Source organism: Curtobacterium sp. UNCCL20, assembly GCF_900101675.1.
GTDB lineage: Bacteria > Actinomycetota > Actinomycetes > Actinomycetales > Microbacteriaceae > Curtobacterium.
In genome coordinates, this window is the sequence record NZ_FNKG01000002.1 from 165,715 (window position 1) to 181,568 (window position 15,854).

Genomic DNA, 15,854 nt, shown 5'->3' on the forward strand with positions numbered 1-15,854 from the left:
CGGGAGTCCCGGATCAGGGGCCTCCGGCCTGCTGTGCCCCCTCACCGCCGCCCCGGCGTGGATTCGGGTTCTGCACCGGGGCGGCGGCCACCGCACCTGCGCTGCGGGTCGCTCGTCGCTCAGTACACGTCGCGGACGTACCGCTTCCCGCGCCGCATGTCGGCGAGGTACGCCTGCGCGTCGTCCTCGCCGCGCCCGCGCTGGGACGCGATGACGGACAGCAGCGCTGCCTCGACGTCCTTCGCCATCCGCGAGGCGTCGCCGCACACGTACACGTGCCCGCCGTCCTCGAGCCACGCGTACAGCTCCGGCGCCCGCTCGAGCATCCGGGTCTGCACGTACACCTTCTCGGCCTGGTCGCGTGAGAACGCCAGGTCGAGCCGGTTGAGCACGCCCTGCTCCTGCAGCGCGGTGAGCTCGTCCTCGTACACGAAGTCGGTGTCGCGGTGCTGGTCGCCGAAGAACAGCCAGTTCCGACCGGTCGCCCCGGCCGTTGCACGTTCGTGCAGGAAGCCGCGGAACGGCGCGATGCCGGTACCCGGGCCGATCATGATCATCGGCGCGCTCGGGTCGGCCGGCACCCCGAACGACGCGTTCGGCTGCAGGTACACGTCGACGGTGCCGTCGGGCGCGACACGGTCCGCGAGGAACGTCGACGCGACGCCGGCGTACATCCGGTGCGGGTCGCCGTACCGCACCGACGCGATGGTCAGGTGGATGCGGTCCGGGTGCGCGAGCGGGCTCGACGAGATCGAGTACTGGCGCGCCTGCAGCGGGCGGAGGTTCGGCAGGAGCTCGTCGAGCCCGGGCGCCGCGGGCCCCGCGTCGCGGAGCAGGTCGAGGACGTCCCGGCCCCACAGCCACCGATCGAGTTCGTGCTTGTCGCCGCGGGAGACGACGGCGGCGAGCTCGCTCGACGGCGCGCGCTGCACCAGGTCGGCGATGAGGTCCTTCGAGGGCGTCCGGATCTCGCGGTCGGTCCGGAGGACCTCGGCGATCGGCCGTCCGTCGAGCTCCTCGCCGCCGTTCGCGCCGACGTGCTCGAGCAGCTCGCCGACGAAGACCGCGTCGTTGACGGGCACGACCGCGAGGGCGTCGCCGGCGGCGTACTCGATGCCGGAGTCGCCGAGGTCGAACTCGTAGTGCCGGATCTCCTTCGCGCTGCGCGGCGAGGAGAGCAGCCGGTTCTCGACCAGGCGCGACGGGTACGGGTTGCGCTTGTTCCACTGCGACCCCGGTCTGGAGGCACGGTGGGAGCCCGTCCCGCCGGCAGCGGTGGTCCCGGCGGCGGCACCACTGCCCGTGGTCGCGCCGGGTGTGCCCGTCACCCCCGGTGCGCTGGCGCCTGCTTCAGCGGCGAGGCGGTCGAGGACGGCGGCGGACCACAGGGCCGCCGGGTCCTCGAAGTCGACGTCGCAGTCCACTCGGTCGTGGATCCTGGTCGCGCCGAGCTGCTCGAACCGGGTGTCGAGGAGCTTGCCGGCCTGGCAGAACTCGTCGTAGCTCGTGTCGCCGAGCCCGAGGACGGCGTACTGCAGGCCTTCGAGCCGGGGCACGGTGGTGGCCTGGACCGCCTCCCAGAACAGTCCGGCGTTGTCGGGCATCTCGCCCTCGCCGTACGTCGAGGTGACGACGAGCACGTGCGACATCGCGGCGAGCTGCTCGGGCGTGACGGCGTCGAGCGCGGTAGCCCGCCCGCCGAGCCCGCGGGCCTTCGCACCGGCGACGAGTTCATCGGCCAGGAACTCGGCGTTGCCGGTCTGCGTGCCGAACAGCACGTCGATCGTCGTCGTCGGAGCGCCGCCGGAGGCCTTCTTGCCGGCGGCGGCGATGCCCGCGATGAACCCGGCGAGCCAGGACTCCTGCGCGGCGGAGAACGGAGCGTCGACCGGGATCAGGGACCCGGTCGGGGGGAGCAGGCTCATGCGGACACCACTTCGGTCGGCGCCTGCGGTGCTCGTCCGGCGATGTCCTCGAGGGCCGCGTTCGCGAGCAGCTCGTCGAAGCGGGCCTCCCGGACCCGGCCGTCGTTCTTGGCGTTCTGGTGCATGATCCACCCGGTGGTGCCGGGCGCGTCCATGCTGCGGTTGTTCCGCTGCGTGAGCGCGCGCTTGTAGTCGTCGAGGCGCTTGATCGCGATGAGGGTCGCGAGCTCGTCGTCCGCGAACCGGTCGAGGGTGCCGCGGAGGTACTTCACGACGCGCTGCTTCACGAAGAAGTCCTCGGTGAGGATGAGGTTCTTGACCGCCTCGGTCACCCGGGGGTCGTTCGGGCCGGCCGCGCCGGGGACCCGCTCGAGTGCGAGGTCCTGCGCGACCCCGAGCACCGTGTACGAGGACAGCAGCGAGAACATGTCGTCGCCCTGGTCCCCGAGCGCCGGTGCGCGGCCGCCGAGCACGGTGCGCTGGTCGCGGTAGTCGACCTTGAACGCGCGGAGTTTGTCCGTCGCGATCGAGTTCGCCAGCTCGTCGAGCAGCTCGTTCCGGCTGGCTGCGGCGAGGATCTCGCCGGCGTCCTGGGTGAGGAGGAGCGCGCGCGGCATGCCGACGTACACGTGGGCGCGGGTGGTCTCCCACTCGTCGAGGAGCCGCTCGGCCAGGGCCGAGCCGGTCGCCTCGAGGTGCCACTCGAGGAGCAGCCGGGCGGCGTCCTCGTGGAAGGCCCCGCGCGCGGTGTCGCTGACCGGGAACACCAGGAGCGAGTCGGTGCTCGCCCGTTCGGTGACCTCGCCGGACGGGTCGTACTGGTACAGGAAGCCGCCGGACATGCCGTTGCCGAGGCCCTTGCCGAAGGTGCCGAGGTTGAACACGGCACCGCCCGTCATGTACTCGCAGCCGAAGTCGCCGACGCCCTCGACGACCGCAGTCGCCCCGGAGTTGCGGACGGCGAACCGGTCGCCGGCCTCACCCTCGACGAAGGTGCGGCCGCCGGTGGCGCCGAACAGCGCGAAGTTGCCGACGAGGACGTTGCCGCCCTGCTCGGCGCTGCCACCGCCCGGCGCGCGGACGATGATCCGCCCGCCGCTCTGGCTCTTGCCGACGCCGTCGTTCGCGGTGCCGGTGTGGTCGAGCACGATGCCGTCGTTGGTGAAGACGCCGTAGGACTGGCCGGCCGACCCCTGCGTGCGGATCGTCACCGCGCCGTCCACCAGCCGGCGGCGGCCCCGGTCGTCGGTCGTCACGGCGGGGAGGCCCGCCACGTCGTCCGCACCGAGCTCGTGGTTGAGCAGTCGCTCGACGTCGATGCCGAGCTGGCCGCCGACGGACTTGTCGCTGTTGCCGAGCAGCACGCCGTGCACGAGAACGTGCTCCTGCGCGTGGTCGACGAGGGCCGTCCGGACCCGCTCGAGCAGCGCGTCGTCGGTGTGGAAGTCCTTCTCGAGGTACTCCGGGTCCGTGACGACCTTCTCGGGCACCTGCGCGAGGAGCGCACGCACGTCGAGACGGCCGACGCTCGCCGGGTGGTCGAGGAGCTGCAGGAGGTCGGTGCGGCCACGGGCCTCGCGCAGGGAGCGCAGGCCGAGGCGGGCGAGGATCTGCCGCACGTCGTGCGCGATGTTGAGGAGGTACTGCGCGAGCGCACGGGGGTCGCCCTCGAACGCCTCGGCGTTCGTGGTGAGGCCGGCCGGGCACTTCACGTTGCAGTTCTTCGCCATCACGCAGCCGAGCATCATGAGTGCGGTGGTGCCGAACTCGAAGCTGTCGCCACCGAGCAGCGCGCTCGTGACGACGTCCGAGCCGGTCTGGTGCGCGCCGGAGCAGCGGAGCGTGACCTTCTGGCGGAGGCCGTTCGCGACGAGGGCCTGGTGGACCTCGGCCACGCCGATCTCCGCGGAGCGGCCCGCGTACTTCAGGCTCGTCACCGCCGCGGCTCCGGTGCCGCCGGTGTTCCCGGCGACGTTGATGACGTCCGCGCCGGCCTTCGCGACGCCGACCGCGATGGTGCCGATGCCCTCGGAGGACACCAGCTTCACGATCACCCGGACCCGGGCGGCCTTGCAGTCGTGGATGAGCTGCGCGAGGTCCTCGATCGAGTACGTGTCGTGGTGCGGCGGCGGCGAGATGAGCTCCACGCCGGGCGTGCCACCACGGGCCGCGGCGATGTCCACCGTGACCTTCGGTGCGGGCAGCTGGCCGCCCTCGCCGGGCTTCGCGCCCTGGCCGATCTTGATCTCGAGCTCCTCGAGCATCGGGTCGGCGAGGTAGCCCGCCCAGATGCCGAACCGGCCCGAGGCGAACTGCTTGATGCGCGAGCCGCGGATGGTGCCGTAGCGGGAGTGGTGCTCGCCGCCCTCACCGCTGTTCGACATGCCGCCGACCATGTTCGTGCCGTGCGCCACGGCCTCGTGCGCGGTCGCGACGAGTGCACCGTGGCTCATCGCGCCGGACGCCAGGGTCCGGGTGATCTCGTGCGCCGGCTGGACCTCGTCGAGCGCGACGCTGGCCGGGGCGCTCTCGAGCAGGGCGAGCAGGTCGACCGCGGTGCCGGTGGCGCGGAGCGTCACCTGGGTCTCGTCGACGGAGTCGACGTCGACCTGGCCGGGGTGCAGCAGCGCGAGCCCGTCCGCGAGGGCCTGGTGGCGCAGTGCACCGGTGGTCCCCGTGGACGTGAGCTCCAGGCGGAACCGGGCCGTGCCTCCAGGCAGGTCGTCGGACGACGACGGACGTGAGCCGGACAGCCCGCGCACCGTGACGCTGGCGTTGCCGCTCGTCGAGAAGCGGCCGAGCTCGCGCGCGAAGTCCTCGGCGGTGTCGGTGCCCGTGACGTCCGCAGGCAGGGCCAGCACGTCGCGGAGCGCTGCGGGCCGGCGCGACCGCTCGTCGTGCGTGGTCTGCAGGAACGTGACGTAGCCCGGCGTGATGCGGTGTGCGTCGATCTCGGCGTCGCTCAGCCGGTCGTACCCGGTGTTCCGGTACGCCGCGTCGGTGATGCCGAACGAGTCGTCGAGCTGCCCGAGCGTGAGCAGGCGCAGCGCATCCGAGTCGCCGGAGCGCTCGAACGCCGGACGCTCCTCGGTCATGCCGCCGAAGCCGCGGACGCTCGCGACGCCGAACGAGTGCCCGGCGCCGTCGGACCGCTCCTTGAAGAGGCCGAGCAGGGGCACCTGACCCTCGGAGTCGACCGTGCGGGCGCGCTCGTGCCAGTCCGTCGCCGCCTGCGCGATCCGGGCGAACCCGACGCCGCCGACCGGTGCCTGCATGTGCGGGAAGACCCGGGCGAACAGGTCGTCACGGGTGTCGAGGTAGTTCGGCTCGAAGAACTCGCCGCCGATGTAGCTCTCCGCCGTGCACAGACCGACGCGGCCCATGGTCTTCGCGAGGGCCTTCTCGGCCGCCTTCCGGAACCGCTGCAGCGCGAGGTCGGTCGCGGTCAGCTCGCCGGCAGGTGCCGGGGCGGCGGGGTACTTCTCCTCCGCACGGAGCCGCGCGGACAGGCTGTACACAGCCGCGGCGCCGAAGCCCAGCGCGGTCGCCACGTGGTGTGACGATGGCAGCTGACCGGACTCGGCGACCACCGAGACCCGCAGCCGCAGGCCGGTCTCGATGAGTCGCTGGTTCACGGCGGCCACGGCGAGGATCACCGGGAGGGGCGCGTGCGTCGACGAGACCGCACGGTCGGACAGGACCGCGATGCCACCGGTTCGCTCGGCGAACGCCGCGACATCCTCGGCCAGCTGCTCCGTCGCCGTGCGGACCGCGTCCGCGTTCGCCTGCTCGTCGCCGAGCACCGGCACGTAGAGCATGTCGAAGCGCTCGAGCGGGACGACGTCCTGGTCGCGCAGGCGCACCATGTCGAGGTGTCCGAGCACGGGGGACTGCACGACGAGCTGCCGGCTCGTCGACCCGGTCCCGTCCGGCTTGGCTCCGAGCGCGACACGCATGCTCATGCCGTCGGCCTCGCGGATCGAGTCGAGCGGCGGGTTCGTCACCTGGGCGAAGCGCTGCGAGAAGTACTTCGCCATGCCGCCCTCGGTGTCGCTCAGGGCGTTGATCGCGTTGCCGTAGCCCATCGCCGAGATCCGCTCCGAGCCGTTCTGCAGCATCGGGTCGAGCATGAACCGGAAGCTCTCCTGGTTCAGGGAGTACGCCACGTAGCGGCCCGCGAGCGACAGGTCGCCGTCGTAGCCGAGCGTCGACGTGCCGCGCTCGTAGTCCGGCGCGGGCAGGTCGTCCAGGTCCACCCGGGCGGCGTCGAGCAGCGCGCCGTACGGCTTCCGGGCGGCGAGCATCTCGAGCACCTCGCGGGTGCGCATCAGCGAGCCCGTGCGGTGGTCGACGACGAGCATGCCGCCGGCCTCGATGCGGCCGCGGTGCACGACCTCGTCGGCGTCGAACGTGACCTGCCCGGCCTCCGACGACACCATCAGGTACTCCGACGTCTGCACGGAGCGCAGCGGGCGGAGGCCCAGGCGGTCGAGTCGGGCGCCGACCACCTCGCCGTCGCTGAAGATCACGGCCGCGGGGCCGTCGTTCTTCTCCTCGTAGAGCGAGAAGTACTCGAGCATGTCGCGGACGTCGGGCGTCAGGGTGCGGTCGTTCTCCCACGCCGGCGGCATGAGCGACACCACGGCCTCGACGATCTCGAGCCCGTCGTCGAACACGCGGCTCTGCAGCGTCTGGTCGAGCCGGCTCGAGTCCGACTGTCCGGGCGGGCGGACGATGCTGCGCGTCCGGGCCCGGGCGAGGGCCTCGTCCGACAGGCGGTTCTTCCGGTCCGTGTTGAGCTCGCCGTTGTGCGCCATCAGGCGGAACGGCTGCGCCATCGTCGGGTGCGGCTCGGTGTTCGTCGAGAACCGGGTGTGGAAGTACAGCGTCCGCACCGAGTGGCGCGGGTCGCGCAGGTCCGTGAAGTAGCCGATGACCTCGCCCGAGTTCAGCCGGCCCTTCAGGATCTGCGTCCGGGCGCTGAGCGACAGCGGGTACAGGGCGGCGTGCTCGGCACGCTCGGCAGCGGCCTCGCCGTACGACACCGCCTCGATCGCGAGCAGGGCCCGGTTGGCCGCGGCGTCGACCTCGGTGCGCTCCCAGTCCTCGGGCGCGCGGAAGACCCACTGCACGATCGGCAGCTGGTACTGCTCGGCCTCGGGACGCGCGACGGAGTGGTCCACGGGGACGTCGCGGACCAGCAGCAGTTCGAGGCCCTGCGCGGCGATCGCGTCGGTGACGGTCTGTTCGGCACGGGCGCGGTCGTCAGTGCCGCTCTGACCTGCGCCGGTCGGCCCTGCGCCGGTCGCCCCTGCGCCGGTCGGCACGAAGCAGTTCGCGACGCCGAAGTGGCCGGCGCGCAGGTCCTCGCCCGTGATCGCGCTGAAGAACTCCACCGACAGGTCGATGCTCACGCCCGCGCCGTCGCCGACGCCCTCAGCGGACTTGCCGCCGCGGTGGGGGATCGCGCAGAGCGCTTCGTCGCCCTTGCGGATGACGTCGTGGCTGGGCGTCCCGTCGAGTCGGGTGATGAAACCGACGCCGCAGTCGCTCGATTCGCGGGCAGGGTCGTAGAGACCGAAGGAGGTGGGGTTCACGTGCGGGTCCAGAGGGGGCGTTGCCGGCAGCGGACGGCCAGGCTGCATCGATGGAGCGCTCGCCGCGGGCAGACCGGTGGTGACAGTCGGGCCCTGTGGGGTTGTGGTGCGGTGAGGCGATGCTACGGCTTGGTATACCGCCCGCGCAACACCGCGGCGGCCTGTCGCGTAGCGGGCACCGTGCCCGTGTCATCACTCTGTGCGAGGTTGCTGGTTTCGTGTCCGGTTAGGGCGCTGCACCGAGGCGTCACCCTCGCACCGAGTTGCGATTGCCGCACGGTGCAACGGCGAGCTGCTCCCGACGCACTCGCACCGGCGACGAGACGCGCACGGTGCGAGGTCAGGCGGCGCGCTCGCCCGTGCGGTCGTCGATGCTGATCGGCTCCGTGGCCGCCGTGCTCGCGTCGGCCGCCGGCGTCGTGCCGGGGCGGATCAGCTCCGGGCGTCGGCGGGAGCGGAAGACCCACGCCTTGAACAGCACGAACCGCACGAGCGTCGCCACGAGGTTCGCCGCCGTCAGCACGACGATCTCCGCGCCGTGCGAGGCTCCCGGCGTCGTGGCGTGCAGCACCACGAGCGACCCGGACGTGATCGCCCACGCGATCCCGAAGACCACGAGCCCCTGCACGTGGTGCCGTCCCGCACCCACTCGCCCTCGCACGCCGAACGTGAAGCGCCGGTTCAGTGCCGTGTTCCCGATCGCCGTCACCAGCAGGGCCAGGAAGTCCGCCGTCTGCGCGCCGATCGTCGGACGGAACAGTGCGTAGAGCAGGGCGAAGGCGACGGTCGAGAGCACGCCGATCGCGCCGAACCGCAGCACCTGCCCGAGGATCCCGACGTGCGGCGGGGTGAACGGTCGTCGCCCGATCGCGTCGTAGACCTCGCCGATCGCGACCCTGCCCGTGGCGATCCCCCGGGAGACCCGCCACATGCCCCGGAGGTCCTCCTTGGCCGTCGACGCGATCTGCACGGACGAGTTGACGTCGTCGACCCAGTCCACCGGGACCTCGTGGATCCGCAGGCCGGCGTGCTCGGCGAGGACGAGCAGCTCGGTGTCGAAGAACCACGCGTCGTCCTCGCAGAGCGGGAGGAGGTGCTCCGAGGCCTCGCGGGTGATCGCCTTGAAACCGCACTGGGCGTCCGAGAACGACACCCCCATGGTCGTCCGGAGCAGCAGGTTGTACGAGCGCGAGATGAACTCCCGCTTGCCCCCGCGGACCACCCGCGACGAGTCGGCGAGCCGGGTGCCGATCGCGACGTCCGAGTGTCCGGACAGCAGCGGCGCGACGAGCGGCTCGAGGGCGGCGAGGTCCGTCGACAGGTCCTCGTCCACGTAGACCAGGACCGCCGCCTCGGACGCGCCCCAGACCGCCTTCAGCGCACGCCCGCGGCCCTTCTGCGCCAGGTGCACGGCCCGGACGCTCGGCAGCATCGCGGCGAGGTCGTCCGCGATCCTGGCCGTGTCGTCGGTCGAGGCGTTGTCCGCGATCGTGATGCGCCAGGTGTTCCGGAGCGACGTCCGGCAGAAGGTGTGCAGGCGCCGGACGTGGGCGGCGAGCGTGTCCTGCTCGTTGTAGCAGGGGACGACGATGTCGATGTCGAGGGTCTGGTTCGTCTCCGTCATGCCGCTCATGCTCGGCAGCGGGCTCATGCGGACCGAAGCAGTGGGCTGTGTCGCGCCTAAGAACCCCAGCTCGTCGTTCCCCGCCCTGCTTGGCGTGTGAAATGCGACGCTGCTACGCTGGTGGTGCTCGTTGCGCTGAGCTTCGAGAAGTGGACCCGAGACCCATCCGGACGGTTGGGCGCTCGGGTCTTGCGCTTTCCGACGGTGCTCTGTGTCAGACGTCGATGACCGTGATGCCGCCTCCGCAGCGCCGCCTCCAGTCCCCGCCCTTCGCCCACGCCCACCCGACGGCGTCGGGCAGTGCAAGCAGGGGTTCCTGGGCCGCGGACTCGTGGCGGTGCGGGATGTGGTGCGTCGGCTTCGAGCGGTGCGTTGCTTCCATGATCGTCTGGCGGTCTTTCCGGACGAGCGTCTCATCCCGTTCCAGGCACACGGACGCGTCGCCGTCCACCATCACCATCGCGACGAGCCGACGGAGACAGGCGTCCCGCCGGACGAGGTCGGTCCGGCCGTCCTTCTGCGCACGGACGACCGTGATCACGGTGTCGAACGTCTCGATCGTGCTGAGGATCGAGCGCCGCCGGGGATCGCTCTCCTTGCGCATGTGCAGTCGTGACTGCCCACGGAGGATGAGCGCGGCCATCGCCGTGCGCGCTGCGCGGACGTGCGCACGCTCGAGCGACACCGCCACCAGGAGGTAGTCACGGACCTTCGACTCGTCGACGAAGACGTCTCGCTGCCGTGCATCCGACGCCCCCACGGCGTACCACTCTACATATCAGTCGGGGTCAGCGGGGAAGCAGGATCTGGACGACGGCGACGACGGCGAGCACGGCGATCGGGACCCCGGCGATCCAGGCGCCGGCGCGGATCTGGGTCCGCCGGATTGTCGGCGCGGCGTGGGAGCTCCGAGCGAACTCGGTCGCGGCGACCAGTTCCGGTGCCGCGGCCGGTGGTGCGGGCTCGGGCTGGGGTCGGTCGTCCTCGAACGTCGGGACCTCGACCACGAGGTCCTCGGGCGCGGGACGACCCGGCAGGTGTGCGAAGTCGTTCGGCATGCGGGCCTCCTCGTCCGGGTACCGCCAGTCTGCCGCACCGCACCGCGCCGAGTCTCGGCCCGTCGGACACGATTCGGGCACGGGAACGTCGGCAGCCGGTCAGGCCGAGTCCGAGGCGCCGTCGGCAGTGCCGGTCAGACCGAGTCCGCGGCGCCGTCGGCAGCGTCGGCGGGCAGGTCCACGGTGAACGCGGTCCGGCCCGGCTCCGAGGCCACCCGGACCACCCCGCCGTGCGCGGACACGACGGCGCGGACGATCGCGAGCCCGAGGCCGCTCGTGCCCTGCTCCCGGGATCGCGACGCCTCACCCCGGGTGAACCGGTCGAACAGTGTCGGCAGCGCCTCGGCGGGGATCACCGGGCCGTCGTTCGCGACGACGAACCGGACGAACCCGCGGGCCCCGCTGACCTCGCCGACCCGCTGCAGCGACACCACGACGGCCGTCCCCGCCGGGGTGTGCGTCCGGGCGTTCGCGAGCAGGTTCGTCACCACCCGCCGCAGCTGTGCTTCGTCACCGGGGACGCTGACCGGGTGGTCGTCGACGATCTGCAGCGTCCACCGGTGGCCGGGCGCGGTGGCCCGTGCGTCCATCGTCGCCTCCACGACGAGCGAGGTCAGGTCGACGGCGGGACCGGACGGAGCAGGCGCACCGGACGGAGCAGGCGCACCGGACGGAGCAGGCGCACCGGCAGGACCGGGACGACCGGCAGGACCGTCGGGACCGGCAGGACGGGGCAGACCGGCAGCCGGAGGATCCGCCGCCGCCGCGTCCAACCGGGCGAGCAGCAGCAGCTCCTCCACCAGGTCGCCCATCCGGACGGCCTCCCGACCGATGCGCTCGACGTTCCGGTGGATCGCGTCCACGTCCGAGGTCGTCGCGGTCAGCTCGGCGTACGCGCGCACGGTCGCGATCGGCGTCCGTAGCTCGTGCGAGGCGTCGGCGATGAACGTCCGCATCCCGGCTTCGGCGTCGCGCCGCACGGTCAGCGCTCGGGCGACGTGCCCGAGTAGCCCGTTCAGCGCGGTGCCGACCTGTCCGACCTCGCGGTTCGCGCGGAGGTCGGCGGGGGAGACCCGCACCGGGATGTCCGTGTCGCCCCGTTCGAGGTCGAGGTCGGCGACCTCCGATGCAACGGCGGCGACGTGCTCGAGGGGACGGAGCGACCGCCGGACGAGCAGGGCCAGCGCCCACGCCGCGAGGAGGAGCCCGACGACGGTGACGATCCCGATGACGAGCAGGAGCCGGCCGATCGCGTCGTCGATGCCGCGCACCGGCAGCGCCGTCACGAAGACGTCCCCGTCGTCGCCGACGGCCTGCGCCCGGTACGCGCCGAGCGACCCGAGGCCGACGGGTTCGGGATCGCCGTCGCTCGTGACCGCTGCGAGGGTCTTCTCCTGCGCCGTGGTGAGGCCGTGCTGCCGCCCCTCGCTGTCGGCGTAGCCGCCGAGGACCAGGGTGCCGTCGCGGAAGATCGCGACGACGGTGCCGGCGGACTGGCCGGGCGCTCCGATGAACGCGTTGTCCGGGTCCGACCCGGACCCCGTACCGCCGCTGGGCGGGGGAGAGCGGTCGCCGCCGGGGCCACCGAGGGTCCGCTCGGCGGCCGTCGCGAGTTCCGCGTCGAGCCGGCCGACCAGGTACCCGTGGAACACGACGACCGTCACCGCGCCGACGACGACGTACGTCGCGACGAGCAGCAGGGCGACGGCTGCCACGATCCGCCAGCGCAGCGAGGGAACGCGGGAGGGCCTGGAGGCGCGGGTCGCCTTCCCCGATCGGGTCACGTCGTCGGCCGGAGGACGTAGCCCGCGCCCCGCACGGTCTGCAGCATCGGCTCGCGTCCGGCGTCGAGCTTCTTCCGCAGGTAGGACACGTACATGTCCACCAGGTTCGACGACGTGCCGAAGTCCATGCCCCACACGTTCGCGAGCAGCTGGTCGCGGGACAGCACGCGGTTCGCGTTCCGGGCGAGGTGCCGCAGCAGCTCGTACTCGGTGGGGGTCAGGTCGACCGGGACGCCGGCGCGACTGACCGTGCGGGCGTCCTCGTCGAGCTGCAGGTCGCCGACCTCGATCGACGACGGACCTCCACTCGCGGCCACCCGGGCGGAGGTCCGGGCCAGGATGCGCGCACGGACGAGCAGCTCGTCGATGCCGAAGGGCTTCGTCAGGTAGTCGTCGCCGCCGCCGGTGAGTCCGGCGAGCCGGTCCTCCGGGGCGTCCCGCGCGGTGAGGAACAGCACCCGGACGTCGTCGCGGGCGTCCCGCAGCCGCTCGAGGACCTCGAACCCGTCGATGTCGGGCAGCATCACGTCGAGCACGATGACGTCGGGCTGGAACTCCCGCACCGCGAAGAGCACGTCCCGCCCGCGGTGCACGGCGCGCACGGACCACCCGTCGCCCGTGAACGCCAGGGCGACGGCGTCCGCGAGGGCGTGCTCATCGTCCACGACGAGGGCGCGGACGGGGGTGCCGTCGGTGCGCTGCAGCGGAGTCGCGGGCATGCCCCGGAGCCTATCCACCGCGCCCTCGTCGCCGATCACTTCGCGCTGCTCAGGTCGTACACGGTCTGTCCGCCGACGGTGGTGGCGTCGAAGTTCGCCGCGACCCACTCCTGGATCGCCGAGGCCGTCGACGAGCCGCCACCCATGCCGCCGCCCGAACCGGAGCTGATGTAGTACCCGACGTCGCCGGCGGCGACCCAGGCCTTGAACTCGGCGAGGGTCGGCGCCGGGTCGCTCGACCAGCCGCCGATGGCCATGACGGCGGTGTCGGAGTCGAGTTCGAGCTGCGCGGCCGACTGCGACCCGTTCACCGCGGCTGCCCACTTCGCGTCCGACGCCGTGAGGAGCTTCGTGAGCGCCGCCGAGGTCGACGCGCCGCCGCCTCCGGTCGCGCTGCCGTCGGCCTGGAGGCCCGTCCCCGACTCCGCACCGCTCGTCGCGTCGTCGGATCCCGCCTGGGAGCTGCCGTCGGGCATGGCGGGTGCTTCGCCGGTCGTGCCCCCGGGCGGAGTCCCGCCGGGACCCTGCTGGGAACCGTCCGTGCCCTCGGAGCCGCCGGTCTCGGAACCGGAGGTCGACCCACCCGGTCCCCCCGCGCCTCCAGGCATGCCGCCACCCGCACCGCCGCCCATCCCACCGGAGCCGCTGCCCGACGGACCGACGCTCGGGATCGATCCGGAGTGCCCGACGGTCGTCGTGGCGAAGGCGTAGGCGGAGGTGCCGGCGAGTCCGAACAGCGTGCCGGCCAGGACGCCGATCGTGACGAGCCTGCGGAGGCCGGGCACACTGCCGACCACGATCGCGACCGTCGCGAGCAGACCGCCCGCCAGGATCACCCAGCGGAGCCAGGGCAGCCAGGTCGGGTTCTCGCCCAGCAGACACCAGCTCCAGTACGCCGTGGCGCCGACCATCGCCGCGAGGCCGAGCCGGCCGACGATCCGCTCCCGGGCGTGCCAGAGGAGTGCACCGCCGGTACCGACGAGTCCGGCGATCGCCGGGGCCAGGGCCACCGTGTAGTACGGGTGGATCGTGCCGGACATGTACGAGAAGACGAGTCCGGTGACCAGGAGCCAGCCGCCCCACAGCACCAGTCCTGCGCGGGCCGGGTCGGCCAGGTGCCGGCGGCCGACGACGACCAGGCCGAGCACCAGCGCGACGAGGGCCGCGGGGAGGAGCCACGAGATCTCGAGCCCCATCTCCGACGAGAACAGCCGGTCGAGCCCGGTCGAGCCGCCGAAGGACGACCCCGCGGTGCCGCCGGTCGCGCCGCCGCCTCCGCCGCCGTTGCCCGAGCCGCCGAAGATCCGGCCGAGGCCGTTGTACCCGAAGACCAGGTCGAGCACCGTGTTGTTCGTCGAACCGCCGATGTAGGGGCGGGACTCCGCGGGCCAGAGCGCCACGGCGACCACCCACCAGCCGGCAGCGGCCACGAGCGACGCCGCCGCGACGAGGAGCCCGACGACACGGCGGCCCCAACCCGTGCGCGCCGCGAGCAGGTAGACGAGACCGAAGGCCGGCAGGACCAGCAGCCCCTGCAGCATCTTCGTGAGGAACGCGAACCCGAGGGCGACGCCCGCGAGGGCGATCCACCGCCAGCTGCCCTTCGGGAGCGCTCGCACCGTGCAGTACGCACCCGCCGTCATCAGGAACACGAGCAGCGCGTCCGGGTTGTCGAACCGGAACATCAGCGCAGCCGCCGGGGTGGCCGCGACGACGAAGCCGGCGAGCAGCGCACCGACGTTCGCCGTCGTCGCACCGAGCCGGGCCAGGGTGCGTCGGACCGTTCCCCAGACCAGCGCGACCGACCCGACCGCCATGAGCGCCTGGGGGAGGAGCAGGCTGACGCTCGAGAAGCCGAACAGCCGGGCGGACAGCACCATCACCCACAGCGACGCGGGCGGCTTGTCCACCGTGATGAAGTTCGACGAGTCCAGGGAGCCGAAGAAGAACGCCTCCCACGACTTCGTACCGGCCTGTACTGCCGCGGCGTAGAAGCTGTTCGCGTACCCGGAGACGCCGAGGTCCCACAGGTAGACGACGGCGGTGAGGACGAGGAGCGCCCAGAACGCGGGCCGGAGCCAGCGGGCGTCCTCGCGCTCGCCGAGGAGGAGCCGCGCGAGCGGCCTGCGACGCGCCGTCGCCTGCGCCGAGTGCGCGCGGCCCGGGTGGTCGGACACGGGGATCGGGTAGGTGGTCATGGCAGCGAGGATTCCGGGCGTTCCCCGAACGACCCGATGGTGCGGCTTGGCGGTTCCTAAGACCCGGGTGCGGCGCCGGACCGCCGGACGCGGGTGCGGTGCCGCTACGCGTACCGGCGGGCGGCCCGGACGGCGGCGCCCCGGTACGAGCCGCCGAACAGGAACACGTGCAGCAGCAGCGGCGCGAGCTGGTGCAGCTCGACGCGCTCCTGCCACCCGTCCGCCAGCCGCGACTCCGCGTCGTACGCGGCCAGGACGGTCTCGAGGCGGGGGAGCCCGAACAGGGCGAGGAGCGCCAGGTCCGTCTCCGCGTGCCCGCCGTGCGGGTTCGCGTCGATGAGCACCGCGCCGGTCGGCTCGGAGTGGTCGCCCGGCCACAGCACGTTGCCCGCCCAGAGGTCGCCGTGCAGCCGAGCGGGCCGGTCCCCGACGAGCGCCGGCTGCGGCGACCCGAGCGTGCCGTCCTGCACCCGGTCGGCGACCCGGTCGAACAGCGCTGCCTCGGCGGCGTCGAACCCGCCGCGGTCCACGATGCGCCGGACGAAGTCACGGATGCGGTACTCGGCGAAGAACTCGCCCCAGCTGCCCGGGGCATCCGCCGCGGCGACGAACGGTGTGCCCGACCGGCCCATCCGGAGCGGCCCGTCCGACGGGAAGCCCGGCGCTGGCGTCCCCCAGCCCTCGGCCCCGGCGGCGTGCGTGTGCGCCAGCGATCGACCGAAGCGCTCCGCCTGCGCTGCCGTCGGGGAGCCGTCGTCGATCAGTTCGAGGTCGAGCACCGTCGGCCTCGGTCGGCCGAGGACCCGGGCGATGCGGGTGCCGCCGGACGCCTCGGCATCGGCGAGCCAGGCCAGCCCGGCGGCTTCCGCGGCGGCCTCGTGCGGGTCGGAGAACGTCTTCACGTGGGTGTCGGCCATCGCCCCATCCTGCCGCGCCGTCGTGGGCGTCC

9 protein-coding genes are annotated in these 15,854 nt (G+C 72.7%); all 9 read right to left on the reverse strand.

The features are described from left to right. Window positions 1–119: 119 nt before the first annotated feature. Window positions 120–1,925: a sulfite reductase subunit alpha gene (locus tag BLT36_RS10140; RefSeq protein WP_092094852.1), complete on the reverse strand. Its 1,806-nt coding sequence runs from the start codon at window positions 1,923–1,925 to the stop codon at window positions 120–122. After that, a complete protein-coding gene (locus tag BLT36_RS10145) occupies window positions 1,922–7,522 on the reverse strand; it encodes a glutamate synthase-related protein (protein ID WP_092094854.1) in 5,601 nt (1,866 codons plus the stop codon). The genes BLT36_RS10140 and BLT36_RS10145 overlap by 4 nt, the downstream gene beginning before the upstream one ends. Window positions 7,523–7,862: 340 nt before the next feature. Further along, a complete protein-coding gene (locus tag BLT36_RS10150) occupies window positions 7,863–9,146 on the reverse strand; it encodes a bifunctional glycosyltransferase family 2/GtrA family protein (protein WP_368086371.1) in 1,284 nt (427 codons plus the stop codon). Between the two features lie 214 nt (window positions 9,147–9,360). Then, window positions 9,361–9,906, reverse strand: a complete 546-nt coding sequence (locus tag BLT36_RS10155; protein WP_092094856.1) for a hypothetical protein — start codon at window positions 9,904–9,906, stop codon at window positions 9,361–9,363. A 28-nt stretch (window positions 9,907–9,934) separates the two neighbouring features. Then, the gene (locus BLT36_RS10160; RefSeq protein WP_092094858.1) at window positions 9,935–10,204 is read right to left on the reverse strand and encodes a hypothetical protein; all 270 of its coding nucleotides are present in this window, start codon (window positions 10,202–10,204) and stop codon (window positions 9,935–9,937) included. 134 nt (window positions 10,205–10,338) lie between these two features. Further along, the gene (locus tag BLT36_RS10165) at window positions 10,339–11,988 is read right to left on the reverse strand and encodes a sensor histidine kinase (RefSeq protein WP_139166438.1); all 1,650 of its coding nucleotides are present in this window, start codon (window positions 11,986–11,988) and stop codon (window positions 10,339–10,341) included. After that, on the reverse strand, window positions 11,985–12,707 hold the full coding sequence (locus BLT36_RS10170; RefSeq protein WP_092094862.1) for a response regulator transcription factor: 723 nt from the start codon (window positions 12,705–12,707) through the stop codon (window positions 11,985–11,987). The genes BLT36_RS10165 and BLT36_RS10170 overlap by 4 nt, the downstream gene beginning before the upstream one ends. A gap of 35 nt (window positions 12,708–12,742) precedes the next feature. Further along, complete coding sequence (locus BLT36_RS10175) at window positions 12,743–14,905, reverse strand: ArnT family glycosyltransferase (protein WP_092094864.1); 2,163 nt, start codon at window positions 14,903–14,905, stop codon at window positions 12,743–12,745. Window positions 14,906–15,009: 104 nt separating this feature from the next. Next, a complete protein-coding gene (locus BLT36_RS10180) occupies window positions 15,010–15,822 on the reverse strand; it encodes a fructosamine kinase family protein (RefSeq protein WP_092094866.1) in 813 nt (270 codons plus the stop codon). Window positions 15,823–15,854: the final 32 nt, after the last annotated feature.

Excerpts from the sequence above, each read along its gene's own strand:
- BLT36_RS10150 (WP_368086371.1), bottom strand. The coding sequence starts at position 9,146 with ATGACGGAGACGAACCAGACCCTCGACATCGACATCGTCGTCCCCTGC.
- BLT36_RS10160 (WP_092094858.1), bottom strand. The coding sequence starts at position 10,204 with ATGCCGAACGACTTCGCACACCTGCCGGGTCGTCCCGCGCCCGAGGAC.
- BLT36_RS10140 (WP_092094852.1), bottom strand. The coding sequence starts at position 1,925 with ATGAGCCTGCTCCCCCCGACCGGGTCCCTGATCCCGGTCGACGCTCCG.
- BLT36_RS10180 (WP_092094866.1), bottom strand. The coding sequence starts at position 15,822 with ATGGCCGACACCCACGTGAAGACGTTCTCCGACCCGCACGAGGCCGCC.
- BLT36_RS10175 (WP_092094864.1), bottom strand. The coding sequence starts at position 14,905 with ATGACCACCTACCCGATCCCCGTGTCCGACCACCCGGGCCGCGCGCAC.
- BLT36_RS10170 (WP_092094862.1), bottom strand. The coding sequence starts at position 12,707 with ATGCCCGCGACTCCGCTGCAGCGCACCGACGGCACCCCCGTCCGCGCC.